The organism is Nocardia brasiliensis IFM 10847, from assembly GCF_000710915.1.
GTDB classification, from domain to species: domain Bacteria; phylum Actinomycetota; class Actinomycetes; order Mycobacteriales; family Mycobacteriaceae; genus Nocardia; species Nocardia brasiliensis_A.
This window is the reverse complement of record NZ_BAUA01000152.1, coordinates 58,806-81,812: the sequence shown is the minus strand read 5'-3', so window position 1 is coordinate 81,812 and position 23,007 is coordinate 58,806. Positions and strand designations below refer to the sequence as shown.

Genomic DNA, 23,007 nt, shown 5'->3' with positions numbered 1-23,007 from the left:
CGGGACACCTGGTACACGAACACCGATGCCGGATACATCGACTATCCGAGCTACCAGTAATGAAATCTGTTCTACCGCAATCGGTTACCCGAGGACGAGGGGGAGCTTCGCGGCCAGCTCGCCGAGTTCGGCCTGCTCCGCCTCGGTCGCGACGCGTCGTCCGGTGCCGACGAGCAGTGCGTCGGTATCGGTGAACGACTCGGGGAAGGCGGCTCCGGCGATCTGTTCGAGCATGTCGCGGGTGCGGGCGAGTCCTTCCGCGGGCGGGGGTGTCGCGTCGGGGAGGTCGGCGATGAGGTCGAGGTGGTGCAGGGTCCATTCGAGGACGTAGGCGCCGAGGTAGTCGCCGGTGGTGAGGACCTGGCCCTGGGTGCTGATCAGCTGTTCGGGGTCGGCGAGCTCGGCGGCGCGGCCTGCGGCGGAGCCGACGTCGTCGAGGTGCAGCCAGAGCAGCTGCGGCTTCTCGTAAGCGGCGGCCAACCGGACGATCAGCGCGTCGAGCGGGTCGTCGCCGGTCGGCGGGGTCTCGGCGACGGCCCAGTAGGTCACCGCGTCTCGGGTCGGCTCACCATCGGCGGGCGTCACCAGGGTGATCAGCACATCCTGTGCGTCGATGATCAAGTGGCACACCAGGTCTCGCACCAACCACCCCGTGCAGCCAGAGGGCCGGGCGAAGTCTTCGTCTCGGAGCTCGGCCACCGCCGAGCGCAACGCCGTCCATGTGCGGGAGAAGAGGTCCACATCGGCACGGTAGTGCGTTCTGCCATGGCGGACAAGCGTATTCGGCGCGGCGACCCGCGCATACCGCGGCACCGTTTCGGGCAGTGGCCCGCCGGAGGCGGACGCCGTCTGAGCCCGGCCTGTTTTGCGCGGATGCGGTGTGCACATCGCGTCGGTACTGCGCCGACGCGGCCCCGCGCGCGACGATAGGGGCCACCGTAACGAGGAGCAGGCCATGACCACCGAGTCACCAGGGGCAGTGCAGACCCTCCCGCCGCAGCGGCTGCCCACCACGCGCCTCGCGGTGGTGGTCGGCGCGCTCGGCGTCGTGTTCGGCGATATCGGCACCAGCCCGATCTACACGCTGCAGACCGTGTTCGATCCCGGCGACCCGCATCCGGTGCCGCTCAGCGCGGACAACATCTACGGCATCGTCTCGCTGATCTTCTGGTCGGTGATGCTGATCGTCACGCTCACCTACGTGACGCTGATCCTGCGCGTCGACAACGACGGCGAAGGCGGGATCATGGCGCTGATCACGCTGCTGCGCCGGATGGGCGGTGCCCGCAGCCGGGGCACCGCCGTCCTGGCCGCGGTCGGCATCTTCGGTGCCGCACTGTTTTTCGGCGACAGCATGATCACCCCGGCGATCTCGGTGCTGTCCGCCGTGGAAGGCGTGAAGGTGGTCCAGCCGGAGCTGGCGGAGCTGGTCGTGCCGATCACGGTGGTGATCATCGTGGCGCTGTTCGTGGTGCAGCGCCGCGGCACCGCCGCGGTCGGCCGACTGTTCGGGCCGGTGATGATCGTCTGGTTCGGCGCGATCGGGGCCTGCGGTATCGGCGGCATCGCCGGGCATCCGGAAATCCTGAAGGCGTTGTCGCCGACCTACGCGCTGGGCTTCATGGCCGGACATTTCGGCATCGCCTTCTTCGCCTTGGCGGCGGTGGTACTGGCGGTCACCGGCGCGGAGGCGCTGTACGCGGATATGGGCCACTTCGGCCGCAGGGCGATCACGCACGGCTGGCTCGGTCTGGTACTGCCCGCGTGCACGTTGAGTTACCTCGGGCAGGGCGCGCTGCTGCTCGGCGACGAGACCGCGGTGGGCAGCCCGTTCTTTCTGCTGGCACCGGGCTGGGCGCGGCTGCCGATGGTGCTGATCGCGACGGCGGCGACGGTGATCGCCTCGCAGGCGGTGATCACCGGCGCCTACTCGGTGGCCGCGCAGGCCGCGCAGCTCGGCTACCTGCCGCGGCTGCGGGTGACGCACACCTCGGAGTCGACCATCGGGCAGATCTATGTGCCGTGGATCAATTGGGTGCTGATGGTTTCGGTGATCACCTTGGTGCTGGCCTTCCGCAGTTCGGCCGCGCTGGCCTACGCCTTCGGAATGGCGGTGACCGGCACGATCACGATCGCGACGCTGCTGTTCTTCTACATGGTGCGGGTGAAATGGCGGGCCCCGCTGTGGCTCGTACTGCTCGGCGCCGTCCCGCTGCTGCTGGTCGACCTGATGTTCTTCGCGGCGAACCTGACCAAGCTGGTGCACGGTGCGTGGTTGCCGCTGTTGATCGCACTCACCGCGTTCACCGTGATGACCACCTGGGCGCGCGGGCGGGTGGTCGTCACCAGGGCGCGCGAGGAGAAGGAGGGCTCGCTGCGCGCGTTCATCGAGGAGCTGCGCGAGCGGCGCCCGCCGTTGCGCCGCGTCCCGGGCACCGCGGTGTTCCTGAACCGTGGCAAACAGACCACGCCGCTGGCGATGCGCGCCAATGTCGAACACAACCACGTGCTGCACGAGCACGTGGTGATCCTCTCGATCGAGACCGAGCCGGTGCCGCGCGTCCCGGACGCCGCGCGCACCGAGGTCGACGCGCTGGGCTACGGCGACGACGGGATCATCCATGTGACAGCGCGTTTCGGCTATATGGAGACGCCGAACATCCCGCACACCCTGCGGCTGCTCGATCCCGCGTCCACCGAGGGACAGCTCTCGGTCGACGGGGCCTCCTACTTCCTGTCGAAGATCGAACTGAAGCGCGGCCCGGCGCCGACCATGGCGACCTGGCGCAAGCATCTGTTCATCGCCACGTCCTATATCAGCGCCGACGCCGCGGAGTATTTCGGCCTGCCCGGCGAGCGCACCGTGATCATGGGGTCCCGCGTCGAGGTGTAGCTCAGGTCGGTGCGCCCAGCGCGCGCAACAGCAGATCGGTCAGGGTGTCGAGGTAATCGGAGTCGATCGGGGCGCTGCGGACCGACAGTCGCCAGTAGAGCGGAGCGGCGACGACATCGAGCGCGAGTTCGATGTTCAGGTCCGCCGGCAGCTCGCCGCGATCGATGGCGCGACGCAGTAGTTCGGCACCGCGGGTGCGCCGGGGCGTGCCGATCATCGTGTCGACGAATTCGGCCAGCTCGGGATTGCGCGCCGTTTCGGCGACGAGGTCGGGCAGGATGCGGGAAAACCGGGGGTGGGTCAGCCATTCCAGCAATCCGTCCAGGGTTTCTCGGAGGTCACCGCGCAGCGAGCCGGTGTCCGCGACGGTCGCGCGGGACACACTGAACTCCGCGAGCACCGCGAGCGCCATCTCCAGCTTGGACGGCCAGCGGCGGTACAGCGCGCTCTTGCCGACGCCCGCTCGCTTCGCGACCGCCTCCATCGACATCCTGGCGAAACCCTGTTCGGCGAGTTCGTCCAGCACGGCCTCGGTGATCGACTTGGTGATCTCCGGTTGCAGGACGGCGGCGCCGGTCGGGGTGCGTCGAGTCATCGGCCGAGTGTACCGAGTGGACGATACGGTCCCGTCCCGCGTAGATTAGGACGGGACGGTACCGTCCCGTCGTGAAGTGGGAGAGATGTTGAACCCTGGTGAAGTCGTCGACCGCGCGCTGTCGCTGCTGCTCGCGCAGGACATGAGCGGATTCGCGGACCTGTGGGCGCGCGAAGGCGTGCTCGAGTTTCCGTTCGCCCCGCCCGGCTATCCGGAGCGGCTGGTAGGCCGCGCCGCGATCGCGGAATACCTGCGCGACTATCCGTCGATTCTGGATCTGCGCGAAATCACCTCTCGGACGGTGCATCAGAGCGTCGATCCGGAGGTCGTGATCGTCGAATTCGAGGCGGCGGGCCGCGTCGTCGCCACCGGCAAGCCGTACCGCATGCGCTACGTCGCGGTGATCACTGTGCGGTACAGCAGAATTCAGCACTATCGCGACTATTGGAACCCGTTGGCCGCCGCAGACCTGCTCGGCGGCGCCGAGGAACTGACAAGCGCTTTCTCAGGTGGCGACCGTGGGTGAGGTGCTGGTCATCGGAGCGACCGGGACCACGGGACGTCGTGTCGCGGAGTTTCTCCGGGAGCGCGACGTCGCGCTGCGCCTGGCGACGCGCACTCCGGGCACCGCGCCCGGGCAGGTGCGATTCGACTGGACCGACTCCGCGACACATGCGCCCGCGACGACCGGGGTGTCCGCGCTGTACCTGGTCGCCCCGATCGGCGTGCACGAACCGGTGCCGCTGGTCGAGCCGTTCTTGAAGACCGCTGTGCGCGAAGGGGTCCAGCGAGTGGTGCTGCTCGGCTCGTCCGCCGTGCCCGCCGGTCCGACCGGGTTGGGCGCGCTCTACGGGCTGGTGCGCGACATCGCGGTGGAGTGGACGGTGCTGCGTCCGTCCTGGTTCATGCAGAACTTCACCGGTGACCACAGTGTCGCGCTGGGCGTGCGGGACGGAGAGATCGTCACGGCCACCGGCACGGGTCGGGTGGCGTTCATCGACGCGGACGATATCGCCGCGGTCGCCGGGCACGCGCTCACCGACCCGGCTCCGCACGACACCGAACACATTCTGACCGGCCCCGCGGCCCTCGGCTACGGCGAGGCGGCCGCGATCCTCACCGCGCGGCTCGGCCGGGCGGTCACGCACCGGTCGGTATCGGTGGCCGAACTCACCGCTCGGCATATCGAATTCGGCCTGCCTCGGGATTTCGCCGCCGCGCTCGCGCAGCTGGACGACGACATTCGCGGCGGCGCCGAGGATCGGGTGACCGATACCGTCGCCCGCGTCACCGGCCGCCCGCCGCGCTCCTTCGCCGACTTCGTGCGCAACGCGCTGCCAGGTCATTCGTCGGTTCCGGGGGCGGCGCGATAACTTGGTCCGGTGATCAGAAATTCGGTACCCACGACGGCGGGAGCATGGCGGGCGGGTGACGGCACGGCGGTGTCGTTGCGGGAGGCGACAGTGGCGTGGGCCTTGGCCGCGCACGCGGAACTCTCCGAAATCGCCACGGGGTATGGGCATTTCATCACCGTGAACGAATTGGCCGAGCGGGTGCAGGAGGCGTCCGGGGTGCACACCGCGGCCCCGACCCGCACCTGGATGGACGCGATCCTGCGCAAGATCGCCCGGCGCTGCCACAAAGCGGGCGAGCCGCCGCTCACCGCGCTGTGCGTGCGCCGCAATCACACCGTCGGCGACACCTACAAGTACGTGCTCGAACTCGCGGGCCTGCCGATCCCGAACGATCTGGAGACGCACGCCGCGTACGCCCGGTGGCAGTGTTACGAATTCCACGGCGCGGCCATGCCCGCGGAGATGGGCGTGCCGCCGCTCACGCCGAAAGTGGCGGGTCGCCGTTCGGTGAGCACCGCCGTGCAAACGGAGGTCAAGCCGCAGCCGACGCGTCCCGCGGTCTGCGCGCAGTGCTTCATCCAACTGCCGGCCAGCGGCGCTTGCGAATACTGCGTATAGCGCAGCCGGGTCCGGGGCTACCGGACCCGACTGCGGGCGGGAACCAGGGAACGGCTACGACACGGCGCCGATGAAACCGCCGATAGCGGCACCGATGGCGCAGCCGATGATGGCGCCGACCAGGAAGAACCAGATCCCGATCAGGATGCCGACCACGCAGCCGACCACCGCGCCGGCCAGGATGGCGCCACCGCCGCCGACGGTGTGCATGAACGGCAGATCCTGGGAGCTGGCCGCGACCGGGGTGGGCCCGCCCACCGGGGTCAGGGTCAACGCGGTGTCACTGGCCAAAGCCGGTGTGACGGAAAGGGTTCGGCCCGCGTCCACGCGCAAGGTCGTCGGAATCGCGCCGACCACCGCGCCGTCGTCGGCGAGCACCTGGACCGCGTCCGGTGTCAGGACGAACCGGCCCGACGCCAGGGTGACCGTGGCCGAGGAGTGATCGGCGGCGAGTGTCGTCGTATAGCCGATCGGGCCGTCCACCGCGCTGACGCTGATATCGGCCAATTCCGCTTCGCCGTGGGCCGTCGCCATGGCGATTCCGGTGGCCGCGATGGCGAATACTGCGGTCGCCACCAATTTCTTGATAAACATGGGTCTTTCCAATCCGTGCGGGTTTCCTTTGACGTTCCCCCGACAAACGGCACCGGACGTAGCATCATGATGCGCGCGCCGCTCTCGGCGTGTCCATACGGTGTTTTGCCTGTTCGAACCGGGTTCTCGGTCTGGTTTTCGCCCCTCGGATCGGGGGTTGGAATTGTGCTATTCCGGTTGTTCGGCCGGGCACGGGTCGTCGGAATACGGCAGCCCGAGCGCTTTGTGCACCAAATAGGCGACCGCGGGCGAGTTCGGCAGGATGCCGTGGTGATAGGTGTCGGTGGGACACACGTCCTGCACCCAGACATTGTCGACGGTGGCGCCGACGCCGGCGCGCAGGAAGGTCGCTTCCGGCGGGGTGACCACGTGGTCGACCCGGGTCGCGATCGCGGTGTAGTGGATGCCGGGTTCGGTGTCGCCCGCGGCGTTCAGCGTCCGCAGGAATTCGCTGCTCGCCAGCTGCTGGGCGGCGGCGGTGCCGAGCACCCTGGCGATCATGCCGTCCGACAGCGCCGAGGCGCTGCCGGTGGGTAGTAGATAGCCGAGCCCGTCCGCGGTGGTGCCGTGATGGGTGGCGGCGATGGTGACGAGATGGTCGACCTTGTTCCGGGCGGGGGCGGCGCGGTCCGCGCCGCCTTCGAAGCGCAGATATTGCCGCGCCAGCGGGCCGCCCTGCGAATGGGCGACGATATCCACCCGCGCCGCGCCCGTGGCGGCGCGTACCCGGGCGACGAACGCGGCGAACTCCTTGGCCGAGGTGCGGATATCGGCGGTGCCGAACACGCCGGGCACCGCCCCGCGCATGCTGGTGGGCGCGTGCCCGTAATTGAGCGAGAACACGCACACGCCATGCGCTTTCAGCTGCGGTGCGAGCGTGTCCCAGGCGCTCTGGTTGTCCCACGTGCCGTGCACCAGCAGCACGGGTTGCGGGTAGGCCGCCGCGGGCACACAGGTCCAGTCGTTCGCGCCGGTGGGCGGTGTGGTCCAGTCCGCGCCGGTTTCGGCGGCCGCGGGTGCGGCGGCGAGCAGCACCGCGACGGCCACGGCAAGTGCGACAACACCCCAGCGACACCGACGGGCAGCCATCGAGGCACGGTTCCTTTCGCCGATACAACAGGTCTGCTCAGCAGATCGGCTGCCTCGATGCCAAGTCCGTCATCAGATGTCGGGCCACAAACCATTCGGCGCGGGCCAATAGAACCATCGCGGTGCGGCGGTGGCAAACATGTCGTCCGGAGTGGCGGGGGAAATGTTTCCGGCGGCCGGTGCGTCAATGTCTTTCTGCCTGGCACGGATTCACACTCCCAGCGGTGGTTTGTGGGCGATTTCCGATACGCGTGCACGGTTTGCTGCCTACTCTCACGAGGCTTGTAGTACGAACGCCTGGAGTCTCCGCAATGACGATGCCCCCACCCGCCGCAGACAGCCGGGCCGGTCAAGCCCCGCACGGTTCCCCCATCGACACCGACGGGCCCCGGGTGTCGTTGTATTCACCGGAGTTCGCTGCGGATCCGCACGGCGCCTATCGCCGGATGCGCGCGCAGTACGGATCGCTGGTGCCGGTGGATCTGGCGCAGGGCGTGCCCGCCACGTTGGTGATCGGATATTACACCGCGGTACGAATCTTCAACGACCCGGACCATTTTCCGGCCGACCCGCGGACCTGGCAGCAGAACATTCCGTCCGATTGCCCGGTATTGCCGATGATGCAGTGGCGACCGAATGCGTTGCGCAGCGCGGGCGCCGAGCACGCGCGCTATCGCCAGGTGAATACGGCGGGCCTGGACAAGGTCGACCAATACGGTCTGCACGACACGGTCGCCGAGATCGCAGTACCACTGATCAACGCGTTCTGCGCGGACGGATCGGCGGACCTGGTGCGCCAGTATGCTTTTCCGCTCGCCTTCGCGGTATTGAACGCGCTGCTCGGCTGTCCGGCCGAAATCGCGCAGCAGGCCGCGACCGGAATGGCCGCGATCTTCGAAGGGGTCGACGCCGACCGCGGAAACAAGATGCTCGTCGCGGCGCTGCTGGAATTGGCGCAGCGCAAGCGGACCGCGCCCGGCGACGACGTGACCACTCGGATGTTGCAGCATCCTGCCGAGCTGACCGATACGGAAATGGTGCACCAGCTGGCGACGCTGTACGGCGCGGGTATCGAGCCGCAGCAGAATCTGATCGTCAACACCCTGCTGCTGATACTCACCGACGAGCGATTCGGCGGCAGCGTGCTCGGTGGCAGTCTGTCCACCCGCGACGCGCTGGACGAGGTGCTGTTCAACGATCCCCCGATGGCGAATTTCTGCATCAGTTTTCCGCGGCAGCCGATTCTGATCGACGATATCTGGTTGCCCGCACACCAACCGGTGGTGATCAGCATGGCCGCCTGCAACACCGATCCCGCGATCGCCGCGAATCAGTACGCGGGCAACCGATCTCATCTGGCCTGGGGCACCGGACCGCATGTGTGCCCGGCCAGCTCGCTGGCCTATCTGATCGCGCAGGATGCGATCGATCAACTGCTGGACGCGCTGCCCGAGATCGGCCTCGCGGTCGCGCCGAGCGAGCTGATCTGGCGACCGGGCCCGTTCCATCGCGCGGTGACCGCATTGCCGGTCACCTTTCCCGCCGCGCCCCCGTTGCCGTTGCCCTAGTTTGAAATACGAACCGGCCGACGGTTTCTCGAAGAACCGTCGGCCGGTGGTGTACTCCCGGATCAACGGGAGTGCGCTGCCCGGGCCGAGTCGGGTGGTACGGCCCTGGGCGGGTCGAGCGCGGCGCGCGATCTAGTTGGGGTGCGGCGCGCCGTCGAGCGCGGCCAGCATGGCCGGAGTGTCGACATAGTTGTCGAAGCCGACGACGCGGCCCTCCCGCAGGTGCCAGACATGGATGTTGGGGACGTCGAAGGCGACGTCGCCACCGGTGGTCGTGCCGACCCCGCGGCCCATCATGACCACGTCGTCACCCGCCGCGAAGATGCTCTGCGGCACCACATTCGCGTCGATGTGCGCCAGCATCGTCCCGAAATACGTATTGGCGCCTTCGTGCCCGACATGCCGTCCGCCCCACGGCAACTGTGCGGCCTCCTTGATCTCGATATCGGGGTCGAAAAGTCGCTCGATGACCGAAAAGTCGCGCGCGCCGAACGCGTGGTACACCTGGGTGACTAATTCGAGATTGATCTGGGACACTGAAAGAGCTCCTCGTGGGGCGAAACGTGTTGAACACCAACATCCTTGCGCCAGCCCGGGCGCGTCGCCACACGAGGAAGGCTGCATTTTGGCAACGGAATTCCGGGACCGCCACCGCGATTGCGCCGGTCGCGAAAAGGAGGCGCGCCCCCGAACTCGGTGCTGGTAGGAATGCAGCCATGTCCAACGACCTGAGTCTGTTCGCCGGGATCGACCTCGCCACCCGTATCGAGCGCGCCGAGCGGTCGTTGATGGCCGAGGGTGCGCAGGCCACCGCGCGGCGCGATCCGCGCGAGCGGGTGCTGCTGCAACCGATCGGCAGCGGTCTCGCGGTGTGGGCGGGCGCGTATTCACCGCTGGACAAGGTGGTCGGCGTCGGCATGGGCGAGGAGTTCGACGACGCGGTGCTCGAGGCGGTGGAAGCGGCCTACGCCGAGCGCGGCGCGCCGGTGCAGTTCGAGGTGTCGACCCTGGCCGATCCCAGTGTCGTAGACCGCCTCACCCGGCGCGGCTATGTGCTGACCGGCTTCGAGAATGTGCTCGGCCTGCCGCTCGCCCCGGGGCGAGCGGCGCAACCGGCCGAAGGCGTCGAGGTGCGCGTGGTCGGGTCCGGCGAATTCGATCGCTGGCTGGATATCTTCATCGACGGGTTCGCCGCGCCGGATACCCAGGGCGTCGGCTCCGACGAAGCGTTCCCGCGCGAGGTGCTCGCGCACGCGATGCGCGATATGGCCGGGGCGAGTGGCTTTTCCGGTTCGATCGCGTGGCTCGACGGCGCCGCGGCCGGCGCCGCGAGCCTGCGCCTGCACGACGGCGTCGCTCAACTCTGCGGCGCCGCGACCCTGCCGGAGTTCCGGCGGCGTGGCGTGCAGGCCTCGCTGCTGTCGACCCGACTGGCCGCCGCGGCCGTCGCGGGCTGCGATCTCGCGGTGGTCACCACGCTGCCCGGCTCGAAGTCGCAGCAGAACGTGCAGCGGCTGGGTTTCCAACTCCTTTATGCCCGTGCGATTCTCGTCGCCCCGGCGGCGGCGGCGCAGCGCTGATTCAGGGGTGTCTGCTGCGCGAGGTGGCCAAGTCGTCCGGGTACAGCGCCGCGTACTCCTAGCGGATGAGCCGGGCCGTCGTCATCGGCGGTAAGGAGGACTGCCGGGCGCGCGAACCTCCGTCCTCCGGAGTACCCCGATCCGGTCGCGCGGCCGATGCGGCGCAGCCGCTCGCGGCGACAGAATTCCGGTGACGCTGCCATCCAGCCGGAGGTTTCGAGATGACGACTGTGCTGCGGAGCGGCCGCTACATCGCGGCCACCGTGGACGAATTGCGGCAGCACACGGCCGCGGACAAGGCGGCGGGTGTGGTCAGCCAGCGGGCGTTGTTTCCGCGCCGCGGGCGCATCGAGCTCGACGAGGACGTGCTCGTCCTCGCGGATTGGAGCGACAACGGGGACCTGCTGCTGTCGCGGGCGGCGATCGTCTCGCTGCGCCGGGAGTTCACCGCGCTCTACGGCAGATTGATGGGCGGGTTGCTCAACTCGGGCAAGCCGCTGATCCTGAAGACGACGACGGCGGGCGAGATCTACGTGTTGATCGATCGCCGCGAATTCGCCGAGTTCACCGACAACCGGCAGTGGGCCGACGCGATCGCCGAGTGGCAGGACTGCTGAGCCGAAACCGCCGCCCCGGCCGGATCGGCGTGCCATCCGCGCAGGTGCGGGCCGTCGTGGGTTAATGATCGAATGGTCATTCGGTGGATCATGACGGCCCTGGCCGCGGGGGTGGCCGGGTTGCTGACGTTGTTCGCGTACGTGATCATCGCCGTGCGGATTCCCGCGCCCTTCGTGGCGCTGACGCATGTGGTGAGCGACTACGGCCTGTATCTGATCCCGCTGGGCGTCGCCGGGTTCGTGCTGTCGCTGATCGCCTTCGCGCCGCGTAGCCGCACCGGTGTGCGCCGTGCGGCGGCGGTGACCGGCCTGGTCTGTCTGCTCGGCGTGGTGGCCTCGGGATTTCCGCTGGCGGCGTCGTGGGGGACCGCGGTGCGCCATGACGCGAAACTGTCCTTCGGCGAGTACTTCACCGGGGGCGCGAACGTCGGCGCGCCCGTGGACGAACTGAGCACCGTCTTCCACACCATCGACGGCCAGGATCTGAAACTCGACGTGAAGTTGCCCGCCGGGACACCGGCGCGACCGCGGCCCGCCGTGGTCTGGGTGCACGGTGGTGGCTGGGCGCACGGGGATCGCGGCGAGGCGCCGAAATGGCACCGATGGCTCAACGACAAGGGTTATGCCGTCTTCGCCATCGACTACCGGCTGGCGCCGCCGGCCACCTGGAATCAGGCGCCCGCGGACGTGAAGTGCGCCGTGGGCTGGATCAAACAGCAGGCGCAGACTTACGGCATCGACCCGCAGCGCGTCATGATCGCGGGCGGCTCGGCGGGCGGCAACCTGGCATTGATGGGCGCCTACGCCGACGACCGGGTGCCGCCCAGCTGCGCGGTGACCGATACCGCGGTCGAGGCGGTCGCGGTCTTCTATCCGATTCCGGACCTGGTGCAGGCGTGGCGCGACAGCGGGCTGCCCGCGCGGATGCACACCTTCCTCGAGGACTACACCGGCGGCACCCCGGAGCAATTCCCGGATCGGTACCGGGCGGCCTCGCCCGTCACCTACGTGCGGCCCAATGTGCCGCCGACGCTGATCGTGCACGGCACCAGGGATCACGTTGCGCCGTACCGGGGATCGGCCGAACTGGCCGAGCGGTTGCGCCGGGTCGGCGTCGAAAATCGTTTGATCGCAGTGCCTTATGGCGAGCACATCTTCGATTTCCGCTGGGGCGATTGGGGTTCGCAGATTTCCCGGCACACCTTCGCCGCATTCCTGGCCGAGTATTTCGCGGCACCCTGAGCGCAAGCGTCCGGAAATAGCCGACATGGGTGTGGAATTGGGGTCGGCGAGTTGAACTTCGGAGCGTGTGTCCACATGTCGGGAAGTGCCCCCGGTCACCATTGTGCGTCGCAGTGACGGAGGTTACTGTAACCCCTCGTTGAGGGGAACGAAGTAGTTCCCCACTGTGGGAGGGTTCGCGAAGGATGATCAGACGCCGACGTCCGATGAGGTTCCTGGCCGCCATTGTCACCGCAGGCACGGTGATCGCGGGGGCGGCCGTATCGCTCACCTCCGGGCCGGCGGTCGCGGAAAGCGATTCGCTCGACGCGCGATTCATCGCGACTCATCAAGGCCCGCAGCAATATCCGAACGTCTATATCGACTGGGACGTGCCGATCACCATGAGCGACGGCACCGTTCTGAAAGGCAATGTGTACCGGCCCGCGGACGCGTCGGGGCAGCCGGTGGCCGAACCGATGCCGACCATTGTCAATCTCACGCCGTACACGAAACTTATTGCGAATATCGCGGATTCGGCGCTGGCGGTACCCGGTCTCGGCGAACCGCTGCTGCGCATGCTGCAGGGTTTCGACCTCTCGGCCTACGGTATGAGCGGTCTCAGCGATCTCATGCGGGCGTTGCCCGGCGGCGCCGCGCGGACGTTCGGCGTCGACCGCAAGCTCGTGCAGAGCGGCTACACCCAGGTGGTCGTCGACGTACGCGGGACCGGCTTCTCCCAGGGCGTGTGGCAGGTCTTCGGGGATCGGGAGCAGCAGGACGGTGCCGAGGTGGTGGACTGGGCCGCCGCCCAGCCGTGGTCCAACGGCAAGATCGGCATGAGCGGCATCTCGTACTCCGCGATCAACCAATTGCACACGGCCGCGCGGCAACCGGCGGCCCTGCGGGCGATCTTCCCGATCGTGCCCGGCAGCGACCTCATCCGCGATGTCGCCGCGCCCGGTGGGGCGCTCGGCATCGGGTTCATCCCCGAATGGCTGCTCGCGGTCGACGGCACCAAGCTGATTCCCGACCTGGTCTCCATCATCGGCGGCAAGTTCGACTGGACCTGGCTGGCCGATCGGGTCCGCGACCCGTTCACCTTCTTCAACCTCATCATCGAAGCGCTGGCGACACCGAGCATCGATCAGATCAAGCCGGAGATGCGGGCCATCCTCGACGAGGACAGTGCGCTGCGCACCGCCTGGATCGGGCATCCGGAGCGGATCACCGTGCCGACCTTCGTCTACGGCGGCTGGCACGACATCTTCACCTACTCCTCGCCACGCATCTTCAACGCGGTGAACGTGCCGGACGACCAGAAGAAGCTCGTCATGGGGGACACCTACCACGTGACCACCGGTGCGGGCCTTGGTCTTGCGGGTGCACCGCCGGCGTTGGACGTGCTGCAGCGGGCCTGGTTCGACAAGTGGCTCAAGGGCATCGACAACGGCATCGACGGATACGACCAGGTGCATCTGTGGCAGCAGGGCGGCGGCTGGACCACCGCGCCGTCGTTCCCGCGTCCCGGAATGGATTACCGCCGTATGTATCTGGACGCGGCGTCCTCGGGCACCGCACCCGGCAGCGCCTTCGACGGCAGCCTCACCGCCGCGCCGGGCGGACCCGCGCGCGTGACCATCGCGCCCGGCCTGTCCACCCTGTGCTCCCGCGACGCGGCGCACGGCACGGCGGGCATCATCGCCGCCTTCGACATCTGCACGAAAGACGCGCGGATCAGCGAAACGAACGCGCTGACGTTCACGACCGCGCCCGTGCGTCAGGCGACGCAGATCTCCGGACCGATCGCCGTGCACCTCAACACGGTGCTCGACGCCACCGACGGCTACTGGACGGTGACGGTGAACGACGTTGCGCCCGATGGTCGTTCGACGGTGTGGAGCACCGGCCAGCGCACCGCGTCGTTGCGCGCGGTGGACGAGGCGAAGTCCACTCGCTCGCCCAACGGCGACTACACCGACCCGTATCCGATCCTCACCCTGGACAGCCGCCTGCCGATCGTGCCCGGGCAACCGACCGTGGTCGACCTCGGTGTCTTCGCCACCGACGGTGTGCTGCAACCGGGTCACCGGCTGCGCGTCGACGTGTTCGCGGGCAACTTCCCGAGCAGTATTCCGTTGCGCCCGTTGCTCAACGAGAGCGAACTGAAGCCGCAGCACCTGCAACTCGACCCGAACGAGCCCAGCTGGGTGAACATTCCGGTGGCGGGCGACACCGGCTGGTGAGCGTGCTCAGCCGGATCCCAGCAGCGCCAAGGCCGCTCGGTTCAGGACCGGCGCCAGCGCGGGGAGAGCCTGCGGGCCGGACTCGATGAGGGTGGCGCGCACCCGATCGTCGATCCCGCCGGTCAGCACGTCGACCAGTTGCGGGTCGGGCGCGGTCGCGAGGTCGCCGTCGCGCACGCCGATCCGCGCCGCGGCGAGCATGCGGTGCGCGAACAGCCGCTGCACACCCGCCCGATGCGCGGTGAGTCCCGGGCCCGCGGCCAGGGTCTCGACATGCAACGCGCGGGCCGCCGCGGGCTCGGCCGCGAGGAAGTCGAGGTAGGCGGCGAGGGTGCTGCGCACCAGGTCGCGGAAGCCACGGGCGCCGGACTCGGCGACCACCCGGTCGAGTTCGCGCGCCACCACCTCGACGACGAAATCGAATGCGGCGGTGAAGCATTCCTCTTTGCTGTCGAACAGACCGTAGAACGTGCGCCGGGCCACCTTGGCGCGGCGCACGATATCGGCGATCGTGGTCGGTCCGTAGCCCTGTTCCGCGATCGCCTCCAACGCGGCGACGCACAACCGATCCCGCTGCGAGGTGACCACCTCGTCACGGCTCAGCCGGTGCGGGCCGCGCGGTAGCCGATCGGGAACAGCGCTGGTCAGGACAGTCATAGTGGGTTCAATTCTGCCACGGTGGCCGGACGGGCAGCTATTTTCCGGCGGTGTGCGCACTGACCAGGGAACGGCCGCCGGGGTGGCGTCCACGCCAGATCCAGAACACCGCGCACGCGACGAAAGCCCAGCCCGCTAGCACCAGGAACGGGAAAAGATGCTGGTGCGCACGGAAATACACCGCGGTGTGCTGGGCGTTCACCGAGGCGCCGGGCGGCAGCCAGCGGCCGATATGGCCGAGCAGCGAGGGCAGCAGCGGCCAGGAGACCGCGCCGCCGGAGGACGGATTGCCGAGCAGCACCATCAGGCCCCAGGTCGGCAGGATCGCCCAGCGGCCGACCAGGGTGTTGAACATGGTGAACACCATCCCCGAGGTGAACATCGTCAACGAGAGAATGCCGCAGGACGCCAAGAACGGCAGCCGGACCGCGCCGAGCACCCAGTCCACGATCGCCGCGATGGCGAAGCCGCCGACGAGCGAGTAGGCGGCGGTGAAGCCGATCCGTTCGGCGGGGGTGAGCGCGGCGGCGTGCACGCTGAACTGCGTCGCGCCGATGAACCCGATGATCACCGCGGCGAGGGAGATGTAGAAGATGGCCAGCCCGCGCGGATCGCCCCGCTGCAGCGGCACGATATCGGTCACGTCGACCGGAACCCGTGCTGCGGCGCCCGCGCCCGCCGCCGCCTCGCTCAGCAGCTGCGCCACCGACTGCCCCGAGGCGCCCGAGACCTCGAGCGCGAGGCCGCCGGGCCGCGTCGTGACGACGCCGAAGACCTGCTGCTCCTCGACATCCCAGCGGGCCGCCGCGACGGTGGCGTAGCTGTGCGGGTCCAGCGAATCGTCCACGGCGCGCTGCAACTCGGCGAGGAATTCGCGCATCGGCGCGTCCTGCTGGGAACCGACCACGGCGATCGGGATGTATCGGGGCGTGGGGTTGGCCAGCGCGTAGGTGTAGGACCCGGCGAAGAGTCCGGCCGCGGCCCCGACCAGCAACACCAGCACGATCGCGGGCAGGAAGGGCGAGGCGCGCACCATCGCCCACCACTCGCTCGCCGTTCGCCGCCGCTCGTGCTGGCCGTGCTGGTTAGCCATTCCTGCACAGTAGGTCGCGCAGGCGGCGAGGCTGTCGACCCTGCGAGTGTCGGCAAGTCATCTGGTATTGCATAAGTGATTTAAATAAACCAGTGATACATTTCCTGGTATGGGTGCCCTGATGGAACTGGCCGACAACCTCGCCCGCGTGATGGGCGAGTTCACCCGCCGGTCCATCCGGTTGCCCACGGCGGAGCAACACACGTTCACCACGCTGTCGGTGCTGCACACGCTGGTGCACAGGGGGCCGCTGCGGCTGACCGCGTTGAAAGAGACCGAGCAGATCACCCAGCCCGCCATCACCCAGCTCGTGCAGCGGCTGGAACGAGACGGGCTGGTGCGGCGGTCACCGGACCCGGCGGACGGCCGGGCGACCCTCGTGGCAGTCACCGCCGACGGCGCGCGGATCGTGCAGACCCGGCATCAGGAACGCGTCCGTCGTCTCGCCGAACTGGCCGAGGCCCTGTCCGCGGAAGAATGTCGCGCCATCGCCGCCGCGCTGCCCGCGCTCGAACGGCTGGCCGTGCTCATGGACGCGCAGTGATCGCCGCTGCGGGCGTCCCGGAAGGAATCTCATGACCGAACCGTTCCCGCTGACCCCCACGCCGATCCACGTCGCCGACGACGTACTGGCCGATCTCGAAACTCGGCTGCGGCTCACCCGCTGGCCCGACGACGTGAACAACGACGACTGGAGCTACGGCGTCAGCCGCCGCTACCTCCAGGAACTCGTCGAGTACTGGATCGACGAATACGACTGGCGCAAAGCCGAAGCCGCGATCAACGCCTACCGGCACTATCGAGTCGAGATCGACGGCGTGCCGGTCCATTTCCTGCGCAAGCCCGGCGTCGGTCCCGCGCCGACGCCGCTGATTCTCACCCACGGCTGGCCCTGGACCTTCTGGCACTGGGCCAAAGTGATCGATCCGCTGGCCGATCCCGCGGCGTTCGGCGGCGATCCGGCCGACGCGTTCGACGTCATCGTGCCGTCGCTGCCCGGCTTCGGCTTCTCCACGCCGCTGCCGAAGCATCCCGACATGAACTTCTGGAAGGTGGCCGATCTCTGGCACACCCTGATGACCGAGACGCTCGGCCACCGGAAGTACGCGGCGGCGGGGTGTGATGTCGGCGCGCTCGTCACCGGCCAGCTCGGCCACAAGTACGCCGCCGAACTGCACGGCATCCATATCGGCTCCGGGCAGAAGCTCACCCTGTTCAGCGGCGACCGAGCCTGGGATCTCAGTGGCGGGCAACCGATTCCGGAGGGGCTGTCCGAGCCGGCCTACCGGCAGTTGCTCTCGCTGGAGCGTCGTTTCGCGGTGCACCTCGCGGCTCATCTACTGCAACCGAGCACGCTCGCCTACGGCCTCACCGATTCCCCCGCCGGTCTGCTCGCCTGGATCCTGCAACGCTGGGTCACCTGGAGTGCCAACGACGGCGACGTGGAAGCGGTCTTCAGCAAGGACGACCTGCTCACCCACGCCATGATCTTCTGGGTGAACAATGCCATCGGCACCTCGATCCGCTACTACGCCAACGCGAATCGCTACCCGTGGGAACCCGACCACGACCGCGTTCCGGTCATCGAGGCCCCCACCGGCATCACCTTCGTCGGGCACGAGAACCCGCCCGGCGTCACCACGGCCGAGCAGCGGGTACAGAGCTGGCTCGCCAGCGATCGGGCCGAGTGGTACAACCATGTCAACCTCACCGCGCACGACGAGGGCGGGCACTTCATCCCGTGGGAGGTGCCGGACGCGTGGGTCGCGGATCTGCGCCGCACCTTCCGCGACCGGCGCTGAGTCCGAAGTCGTTCCGCTGGAGAACTGTTCAGCCGGGCAGTCGCTCGGCCGGATAGTCATCGAGCGAGCGGTCCCGGTCGCCGACGATCACCGGGTGGGCGACCAGGTCGAACATGGCGGTGTCGGAATGGTGATCGCCGAAGGCGGCGCAGGCCGACAGGTCGATCTGCGCGCGTGCCGCATAGGCGTGCAGCGCGGCCGATTTGTCGTCGCCGACCATGGTGGCGGTGACTTCACCGGTGTAGCAACCGTTCTCGACGGCCAGGGTGGTGCACAGGATCTCCTCGGCGCTGATCGCCGCCGCGATCGGGCGCAGGGCGGCGTCGAACGAGCCGGATACCAGAACGATTCGGGTGCCGGTGCCGGCCAGCAGCTGAAGGCGTTGCCGCACTGCGGGATTGAAGAATTCGGAGGTCGTGAGCCGCGCGGCGAACCACTCTCGGCCGATGTCATGGACCTCTGCGACCGAACGTCCCGCCCAGAGCCGGTAGAACCAGCGATGGGATTCGGCGCGGCCCATGCCCTGCTCGCGCAGTGCGAAGAACTCACGGAGCGTGGCGGGGCCGTCGACATCGGTTCGGCGCTCGGCGTCGAAAGTGAACAGGGAGAGGAAGGTGATCTCGCGGACCAGGGTTTCGTCCACGTCGACGAAGGCGGCGGGCACCGGGGTCGCCGAGATGTCCTGTGGTGCCGTGGTTTCCGATGGTCGACCGGTCATGACGCGGACGGTACCCCATCCCCGGTCGCCGGCGCGGGCTCGGCCGGCCTACCGGTCACGCCGAACAAGCGCAGCAGTGGGGCGGTCATCGCGGTCGTCACCAGCGCCATCACCACGAGGATCGAATACAGCTGCACGCCGATGAGCCCGGTGCTCAATCCGATGGTGAGAATGATCAATTCGGTGAGCCCCCTGGTGTTCATCAGGCTGGCCAGCCCGGCGGCCGAACGCCTGTCGATTCCGGTGAACCGGGCGGCTGCGTAGGTGCCGCCGAGCTTCCCGGCCAGTGCGGCGAGCAGGACGACCAGCAGTTCGGCGAGGCCCGCCTGGTCGAGCGAGCCCAGATCCACCTGGAGTCCCGCGATGACGAAGAAGGCGGGCAGAAAAACCGAACTCAACAGTTGTGCACCCGATTCCACGACGGGCCGGTGCGTGCGCGGGAAGATCACGCCGAAGAGGAAGGCGCCGAAGATCAGGTGCAGGCCGATCCATTCGGTGGCCGCGCCGAAGAGCAGTGCGCCGGAGACGGCGAGGAACACCATCATGTTGTTGCGGTTCGCCGCACTGGAATTCGAGACCCGGGCCAGCAGCGGTCGCACGATCCACCAGATCGCGGCGACCAGCGGGATGAACAGCAGCAGCCGCCACTGCTGCCCGGCGCCCGGTTTGGCCATGCCGATGACGAACGCCAGCACCGTCCACGCCAGGATGTCGTCGATCGCCGCACTGGCCAGGCTGAGCTGCCCGATGCGGGTGCCCATCATGCCCCGGTCGAACAGGATGCGGGCCAGCACGGGGAACGCGGTGACCGCGAGCGCGCAGCCGATGAACAGTGCGAACACCAGCTGGCTGCCGTCGTGGTGGCGGGGCAGAACCGCAAGCGCGACAGCGCATCCCAGCAGGAACGGCACGAAGTAGGCCGACAGCGACACGCTCGCCACCACGCGCCGGTTGCCGTCGAACGACCCGCGGTCGATCTCCAACCCGGCCAGGAACATGAAGATCATGACGCCGACGTTCGCGAAAGCGGCTATGTAGGAACGGGTATCGTGCGGAAACACGATTCCGGACAGGTGCGCCCCGAGAATCGTCGGCCCGGCGATGATTCCCGCCGTGATCTCACCGATCACCGCGGGCTGCCCCAACCGCTCGGCCAACCGCCCGAGCACCCGCGCCGCCACCGCGATGAGCACCAGATCCACCAGCAGAAACACCATCTGATCACTGGGCATGCCCGCTCCGTCCACTCCGGGCGCCTACGCCGCCCCCTCCTCCGTCCAAGCCGCCCGAGCAAACCCCCGACCAACCGCGGACTCCCCGCCTACACCATAAACGCCCGCCCCCCGCATCAGGCGATAGCGGCTTCTTCCCCGTCATCGAATTGAATCGACTGCCGCAACCGCCCCCCGAGCGCTCCCGCGTACCGGGCGAGCAGCTCGTACCCGGCGATATGGCCGCGTTCGATCTGCGAGATCCGGCCCTTCGTGACCCCCATGCGTGCGGCGATCTGCTGCTGGGTCAACCCGCGGGAGCGGCGGATCTCGGCCAGCCGATGCCCGATCATCTCCGCGAGCAGTTCTTCCTTGCCCGCTGTGACCGCCTCTTCGCCCCCCGCGCGTTCGACGAACTCGCTCCGAATGTCCTGCCAGCGTGCGTATCCGGTCACAACGAACCCTCCCTTTCCTCTCGGCGTTCTTTCAGATAGGTCTCATAGCGATACTCGGCCAACGGAATCGCTGACCGATACCACGACTTCCACTGACGGTCCTTGTCTCCGGCGACCAAGAGCACCGACGATCGCCACGGATCGAAAGCGAACAGGATGCGGGTGGTGCCGGTTCGAAGTTCCTTCAAATTCGGCAACTTCGAGCCGGTCAGGGTGTCAACGAGCGGACGCCCGAGTCCGGGTCCGAAGTCGGCCAGTATGTCGATGGCTTGTACCACTCTGCTGTATTCGGGTTCGTCCAACTGTGTGATCCAATCGCGAACCTCGTCGACCACGTAGACGTCCCAGCTCGAATCTGTCACCTCGACGAGTATAGGAATAACTATACTTTCTCGATGGGTTTTCGGCACGCCCGGTGGGGTGCGCGAAGGTTTATTCGAGGTCGGCGGCGGATTCGGCGGCGGTGAGGACTTCTTCGACCATGGTGGGGGTGAGGCGGCCGGTGAAGGTGTTCTGCTGGCTTACGTGGTAGCAGCCGAAGAGGTGGAGGGGGGCGCGGGCGGGGGTTGCGGGGGCGAGGAGGTAGTGGGCGCCGTGGCCGAATTTGGGGCGGGGGCGGGGGATGGTCCAGCCGGCTTCGGCGAGGACGGGGAGCAGGGCCTGCCAGCCGAAGCCGCCGAGGACGACGACGGCGCGGACGGTCGGTGCGAGCAGGGCGAATTCGGTGGCGAGCCAGTGCCGGCAGCGGTCTCGCTCGTCCGGGGTCGGCTTGTTGTCCGGCGGCGCGCAGTGCACGGGCGCGGTGACGCGGACACCGGACAGGCGCAGGCCGTCGTCCGGGTGGATCGCCGTCGGCTGATTGGCCAGGCCCACCGCGTGCAACGCCGCGAACAGCACGTCACCGCTGCGGTCACCGGTGAACATCCGCCCGGTCCGATTGCCGCCGTGCGCGGCGGGCGCGAGACCGACCAGCAGTAGCCGGGCGTCGTCCGGGCCGAAGCCGGGAACCGGCCGGCCCCAATAGGTTTCGTTCCGGAACGCGGCCCGCTTGGTCTGCGCCACCTCTTCGCGCCAAGCCACCAGCCGCGGGCAGGCGAAGCAGTCGGCGACCGCGGCGTCCAGTTCGGCGATGCTGCGATAGGCGTCGGTCACCCGATCACCTGGACCATGGCGCCACGGGGCACGGGCGGCCTGTTGTCTGCCGGCTCGACGTCCTGCACTCCCGACGTGACATACCGTCCACCGTAGTCGCCGATGAATTCTGAAGCCGAGCGCCGGAGAGGTCTCCGGCATCAGGACGCGGCCCGCGACCTGGCGGCACGCCGGAAGTTCCGCGTTTATTCGCAACGGCGAACCAAGGCCTCGATTCCGGCTTTGTCCGGTCATCTGTCCAGTTCAGCGGGTTGGTGAGGACGGATAACGACCCGGACATGTGATCGTTACCACGCGGTCTGTGTTGATAGCATGGCCTTTCTGACCGACCGGATGCGGGCTTCGCCCCCGGATTCACCTCGAAAGAGTCTTTCCATGCAGTTTGAAATCGTCGAGCGGGACGAAACGTGGGTTGCCGGGTTGCCGGTGCGCAGCCCCAAGCGTGCGCTCGGAGAACTGCGGGATCACGATCTCGAGGCCGCCTGGGCGGCCGTGCTGCACCAGGAGCTCGGTGGGCCGCTGGCCAGCGCGTACACCGACTACACCGGTGAGCTCGGCACGTACAACACGCAGATCGTCGGCTACCAGTGCGCCTCGTTCGGCGAGGTCACCCGTGGTCATCTGGTGGCCCGGTTGCCGCGCGGCACCTATGCGCGGTTCTCCTCGGTCGGTAACTTCCCGCAGGTGATGACCGACCTCTGGACCCAGATCGCGTACGCCGAGGAACACAACCAGATCAAACGGACCTACACCGGCGATTTCGAGTGTTACCCGCACGCGTACAAGATCGAGCTGTACCTGGCGGTCGACGCGCGATGATCGAGGCGATTATGTGTTCAGGCGAGGCGCGGTCATGACCTACGCGATCGCGGTGCGTGGTGAGGCGATCTACGGCGGCCTGGTGGTGCCGCGGGTGCGCCCGAGCTTCAAGGTCAGCAACAGCGACCTGATCGAGTTCTTGAAGGATCGGCTGCGCGACCGTAAGGGTGCCGATCGGCCGATGTACACGGTGTACGTGCCGGATCCGGCGGGCAACTACAACGCCGTGGTGTGCTTCGACTACCGCGAACCCGAGGCGGTGCCGATCGGCGACGTGCTGGTCCGGGTGCCGAAGGGCGTCTACGCCCGCTTCGCGCCGAACGGCGATTACCACGATCCGGTCGAGGACGTGTGGGCCCAGGTCGACGACGCGACGGCCTCGGCCGAGATCACCCGCGCCTATCGGGAAGAGATCGAGATCTGGCAGGGCCCCGATTCGGTGGAGCTGTTCATCTCGATCCTGGTTTAACTTGCTGATAGTTAGCTGCGCTAGAACCGACCGGTCGACACGCTATGCTGCTCGATCGCGAGATGGGTTCTGACCAGGGCTGATTTACGGGCTCGCGCCCAGTTTTCGGAAGATTAACCAGACATCTGGTCAATTCTGGTCGGATGACGGATACTGCCCTAGGCAAACTCGTCCGAGAAGCAGAATTACGGGTGAAGATGTCGACCCCGGTTCGACGACCGCGTGCGGATGCGGAGCAACGGAGTAGGAACGGTA

25 protein-coding genes are annotated in these 23,007 nt (G+C 67.9%); 13 read left to right on the top strand and 12 right to left on the bottom strand.

Annotated elements, in window-relative coordinates:
• Nucleotides 1-84: 84 nt before the first annotated feature.
• Nucleotides 85-741 carry a maleylpyruvate isomerase N-terminal domain-containing protein gene (locus tag NBRGI_RS29585; protein WP_029900482.1) on the bottom strand — a complete coding sequence of 219 codons (657 nt, stop codon included), beginning with the start codon at nt 739-741 and terminating at the stop codon, nt 85-87.
• A 214-nt stretch (nt 742-955) separates the two neighbouring features.
• On the opposite strand from NBRGI_RS29585, the gene NBRGI_RS29580 reads away from it, so the two are divergent.
• A complete protein-coding gene (locus NBRGI_RS29580) occupies nt 956-2,893 on the top strand; it encodes a potassium transporter Kup (protein WP_029900481.1) in 1,938 nt (645 codons plus the stop codon).
• Nucleotide 2,894: 1 nt separating this feature from the next.
• Here NBRGI_RS29580 and NBRGI_RS29575 read toward each other — a convergent pair whose 3' ends face one another.
• Complete coding sequence (locus NBRGI_RS29575) at nt 2,895-3,488, bottom strand: TetR/AcrR family transcriptional regulator (RefSeq protein WP_029900480.1); 594 nt, start codon at nt 3,486-3,488, stop codon at nt 2,895-2,897.
• 85 nt (nt 3,489-3,573) lie between these two features.
• Here NBRGI_RS29575 and NBRGI_RS29570 point away from each other — a divergent pair, with 85 nt between their 5' ends.
• Genes NBRGI_RS29570 through NBRGI_RS29560 form a run of 3 tightly spaced genes read left to right on the top strand, consistent with a single transcriptional unit; the run spans nt 3,574 to nt 5,461 of the window.
• Nucleotides 3,574-4,014, top strand: coding sequence for a nuclear transport factor 2 family protein (locus NBRGI_RS29570; protein WP_029900479.1), 441 nt, complete (start codon nt 3,574-3,576; stop codon nt 4,012-4,014).
• Nucleotides 4,007-4,861, top strand: a complete 855-nt coding sequence (locus NBRGI_RS29565; RefSeq protein ID WP_029900478.1) for an NAD(P)H-binding protein — start codon at nt 4,007-4,009, stop codon at nt 4,859-4,861. The genes NBRGI_RS29570 and NBRGI_RS29565 overlap by 8 nt, the downstream gene beginning before the upstream one ends.
• Before the next feature lie 9 nt (nt 4,862-4,870).
• Nucleotides 4,871-5,461: a hypothetical protein gene (locus NBRGI_RS29560; protein WP_226887161.1), complete on the top strand. Its 591-nt coding sequence runs from the start codon at nt 4,871-4,873 to the stop codon at nt 5,459-5,461.
• Nucleotides 5,462-5,515: 54 nt separating this feature from the next.
• Here NBRGI_RS29560 and NBRGI_RS29555 read toward each other — a convergent pair whose 3' ends face one another.
• Nucleotides 5,516-6,055, bottom strand: a complete 540-nt coding sequence (locus NBRGI_RS29555) for a hypothetical protein (protein WP_029900477.1) — start codon at nt 6,053-6,055, stop codon at nt 5,516-5,518.
• Between the two features lie 168 nt (nt 6,056-6,223).
• Entirely contained in the window at nt 6,224-7,144 is a 921-nt protein-coding gene (locus NBRGI_RS29550; RefSeq protein WP_036561422.1) for an esterase/lipase family protein, read from the bottom strand.
• Between the two features lie 311 nt (nt 7,145-7,455).
• Between NBRGI_RS29550 and NBRGI_RS29545 the strand changes: the two genes are divergently transcribed.
• Nucleotides 7,456-8,712: a cytochrome P450 gene (locus tag NBRGI_RS29545; RefSeq protein WP_029900475.1), complete on the top strand. Its 1,257-nt coding sequence runs from the start codon at nt 7,456-7,458 to the stop codon at nt 8,710-8,712.
• Between the two features lie 132 nt (nt 8,713-8,844).
• Here the strand turns inward: NBRGI_RS29545 and NBRGI_RS29540 are convergent, their stop codons facing one another.
• Nucleotides 8,845-9,249, bottom strand: a complete 405-nt coding sequence (locus NBRGI_RS29540; RefSeq protein WP_029900474.1) for a nuclear transport factor 2 family protein — start codon at nt 9,247-9,249, stop codon at nt 8,845-8,847.
• A gap of 197 nt (nt 9,250-9,446) precedes the next feature.
• Between NBRGI_RS29540 and NBRGI_RS29535 the strand changes: the two genes are divergently transcribed.
• From NBRGI_RS29535 to NBRGI_RS29520, 4 genes are all read left to right on the top strand, one after another.
• Nucleotides 9,447-10,292, top strand: coding sequence for a GNAT family N-acetyltransferase (locus tag NBRGI_RS29535; RefSeq protein ID WP_029900473.1), 846 nt, complete (start codon nt 9,447-9,449; stop codon nt 10,290-10,292).
• A 221-nt stretch (nt 10,293-10,513) separates the two neighbouring features.
• Entirely contained in the window at nt 10,514-10,909 is a 396-nt protein-coding gene (locus NBRGI_RS29530; protein ID WP_029900472.1) for a hypothetical protein, read from the top strand.
• Nucleotides 10,910-10,981: 72 nt separating this feature from the next.
• Nucleotides 10,982-12,151: an alpha/beta hydrolase gene (locus NBRGI_RS29525; RefSeq protein WP_029900471.1), complete on the top strand. Its 1,170-nt coding sequence runs from the start codon at nt 10,982-10,984 to the stop codon at nt 12,149-12,151.
• A gap of 185 nt (nt 12,152-12,336) precedes the next feature.
• Entirely contained in the window at nt 12,337-14,376 is a 2,040-nt protein-coding gene (locus tag NBRGI_RS29520; RefSeq protein WP_029900470.1) for a CocE/NonD family hydrolase, read from the top strand.
• A gap of 6 nt (nt 14,377-14,382) precedes the next feature.
• Here NBRGI_RS29520 and NBRGI_RS29515 read toward each other — a convergent pair whose 3' ends face one another.
• Together NBRGI_RS29515 and NBRGI_RS29510 are read right to left on the bottom strand one after the other, a co-directional pair.
• The gene (locus NBRGI_RS29515) at nt 14,383-15,033 is read right to left on the bottom strand and encodes a TetR/AcrR family transcriptional regulator (RefSeq protein ID WP_029900469.1); all 651 of its coding nucleotides are present in this window, start codon (nt 15,031-15,033) and stop codon (nt 14,383-14,385) included.
• 37 nt (nt 15,034-15,070) lie between these two features.
• The gene (locus NBRGI_RS29510; RefSeq protein ID WP_029900468.1) at nt 15,071-16,126 is read right to left on the bottom strand and encodes a membrane protein; all 1,056 of its coding nucleotides are present in this window, start codon (nt 16,124-16,126) and stop codon (nt 15,071-15,073) included.
• A gap of 109 nt (nt 16,127-16,235) precedes the next feature.
• On the opposite strand from NBRGI_RS29510, the gene NBRGI_RS29505 reads away from it, so the two are divergent.
• Nucleotides 16,236-16,670, top strand: coding sequence for a MarR family winged helix-turn-helix transcriptional regulator (locus NBRGI_RS29505; protein WP_029900467.1), 435 nt, complete (start codon nt 16,236-16,238; stop codon nt 16,668-16,670).
• 31 nt (nt 16,671-16,701) lie between these two features.
• The gene (locus tag NBRGI_RS29500; RefSeq protein ID WP_029900466.1) at nt 16,702-17,928 is read left to right on the top strand and encodes an epoxide hydrolase family protein; all 1,227 of its coding nucleotides are present in this window, start codon (nt 16,702-16,704) and stop codon (nt 17,926-17,928) included.
• Between the two features lie 28 nt (nt 17,929-17,956).
• On the opposite strand, the gene NBRGI_RS29495 is transcribed toward NBRGI_RS29500, so the two are convergent.
• From NBRGI_RS29495 to NBRGI_RS29475, 5 genes are all read right to left on the bottom strand, one after another.
• Nucleotides 17,957-18,646 (bottom strand): HAD family hydrolase, encoded by a 690-nt coding sequence (locus NBRGI_RS29495; RefSeq protein WP_081878281.1) that lies wholly within the window; start codon nt 18,644-18,646, stop codon nt 17,957-17,959.
• Nucleotides 18,643-19,878, bottom strand: coding sequence for a cation:proton antiporter (locus NBRGI_RS29490; protein ID WP_029900464.1), 1,236 nt, complete (start codon nt 19,876-19,878; stop codon nt 18,643-18,645). Before NBRGI_RS29490 ends, NBRGI_RS29495 begins: the two co-directional genes overlap by 4 nt.
• Nucleotides 19,879-19,994: 116 nt before the next feature.
• Nucleotides 19,995-20,312: a helix-turn-helix domain-containing protein gene (locus NBRGI_RS29485; protein ID WP_029900463.1), complete on the bottom strand. Its 318-nt coding sequence runs from the start codon at nt 20,310-20,312 to the stop codon at nt 19,995-19,997.
• Entirely contained in the window at nt 20,309-20,674 is a 366-nt protein-coding gene (locus NBRGI_RS29480; protein WP_029900462.1) for a type II toxin-antitoxin system RelE/ParE family toxin, read from the bottom strand. Before NBRGI_RS29480 ends, NBRGI_RS29485 begins: the two co-directional genes overlap by 4 nt.
• Before the next feature lie 70 nt (nt 20,675-20,744).
• Nucleotides 20,745-21,464 (bottom strand): uracil-DNA glycosylase, encoded by a 720-nt coding sequence (locus tag NBRGI_RS29475; RefSeq protein WP_029900461.1) that lies wholly within the window; start codon nt 21,462-21,464, stop codon nt 20,745-20,747.
• A 375-nt stretch (nt 21,465-21,839) separates the two neighbouring features.
• On the opposite strand from NBRGI_RS29475, the gene NBRGI_RS29470 reads away from it, so the two are divergent.
• Both NBRGI_RS29470 and NBRGI_RS29465 read left to right on the top strand, forming a co-directional pair.
• Nucleotides 21,840-22,283 carry a GyrI-like domain-containing protein gene (locus NBRGI_RS29470; protein WP_029900460.1) on the top strand — a complete coding sequence of 148 codons (444 nt, stop codon included), beginning with the start codon at nt 21,840-21,842 and terminating at the stop codon, nt 22,281-22,283.
• Nucleotides 22,284-22,317: 34 nt separating this feature from the next.
• Entirely contained in the window at nt 22,318-22,752 is a 435-nt protein-coding gene (locus tag NBRGI_RS29465; RefSeq protein WP_029900459.1) for an effector binding domain-containing protein, read from the top strand.
• Nucleotides 22,753-23,007: the final 255 nt, after the last annotated feature.

Coding starts and splice junctions, on each gene's coding strand:
- NBRGI_RS29580 (WP_029900481.1), top strand. CDS start 956: ATGACCACCGAGTCACCAGGGGCAGTGCAGACCCTCCCGCCGCAGCGG.
- NBRGI_RS29575 (WP_029900480.1), bottom strand. CDS start 3,488: ATGACTCGACGCACCCCGACCGGCGCCGCCGTCCTGCAACCGGAGATC.
- NBRGI_RS29570 (WP_029900479.1), top strand. CDS start 3,574: ATGTTGAACCCTGGTGAAGTCGTCGACCGCGCGCTGTCGCTGCTGCTC.
- NBRGI_RS29555 (WP_029900477.1), bottom strand. CDS start 6,055: ATGTTTATCAAGAAATTGGTGGCGACCGCAGTATTCGCCATCGCGGCC.
- NBRGI_RS29550 (WP_036561422.1), bottom strand. CDS start 7,144: ATGGCTGCCCGTCGGTGTCGCTGGGGTGTTGTCGCACTTGCCGTGGCC.
- NBRGI_RS29545 (WP_029900475.1), top strand. CDS start 7,456: ATGACGATGCCCCCACCCGCCGCAGACAGCCGGGCCGGTCAAGCCCCG.
- NBRGI_RS29530 (WP_029900472.1), top strand. CDS start 10,514: ATGACGACTGTGCTGCGGAGCGGCCGCTACATCGCGGCCACCGTGGAC.
- NBRGI_RS29525 (WP_029900471.1), top strand. CDS start 10,982: ATGGTCATTCGGTGGATCATGACGGCCCTGGCCGCGGGGGTGGCCGGG.
- NBRGI_RS29520 (WP_029900470.1), top strand. CDS start 12,337: ATGATCAGACGCCGACGTCCGATGAGGTTCCTGGCCGCCATTGTCACC.
- NBRGI_RS29515 (WP_029900469.1), bottom strand. CDS start 15,033: ATGACTGTCCTGACCAGCGCTGTTCCCGATCGGCTACCGCGCGGCCCG.
- NBRGI_RS29510 (WP_029900468.1), bottom strand. CDS start 16,126: ATGGCTAACCAGCACGGCCAGCACGAGCGGCGGCGAACGGCGAGCGAG.
- NBRGI_RS29505 (WP_029900467.1), top strand. CDS start 16,236: ATGGGTGCCCTGATGGAACTGGCCGACAACCTCGCCCGCGTGATGGGC.
- NBRGI_RS29500 (WP_029900466.1), top strand. CDS start 16,702: ATGACCGAACCGTTCCCGCTGACCCCCACGCCGATCCACGTCGCCGAC.
- NBRGI_RS29495 (WP_081878281.1), bottom strand. CDS start 18,646: ATGACCGGTCGACCATCGGAAACCACGGCACCACAGGACATCTCGGCG.
- NBRGI_RS29490 (WP_029900464.1), bottom strand. CDS start 19,878: ATGCCCAGTGATCAGATGGTGTTTCTGCTGGTGGATCTGGTGCTCATC.
- NBRGI_RS29470 (WP_029900460.1), top strand. CDS start 21,840: ATGCAGTTTGAAATCGTCGAGCGGGACGAAACGTGGGTTGCCGGGTTG.
- NBRGI_RS29465 (WP_029900459.1), top strand. CDS start 22,318: ATGACCTACGCGATCGCGGTGCGTGGTGAGGCGATCTACGGCGGCCTG.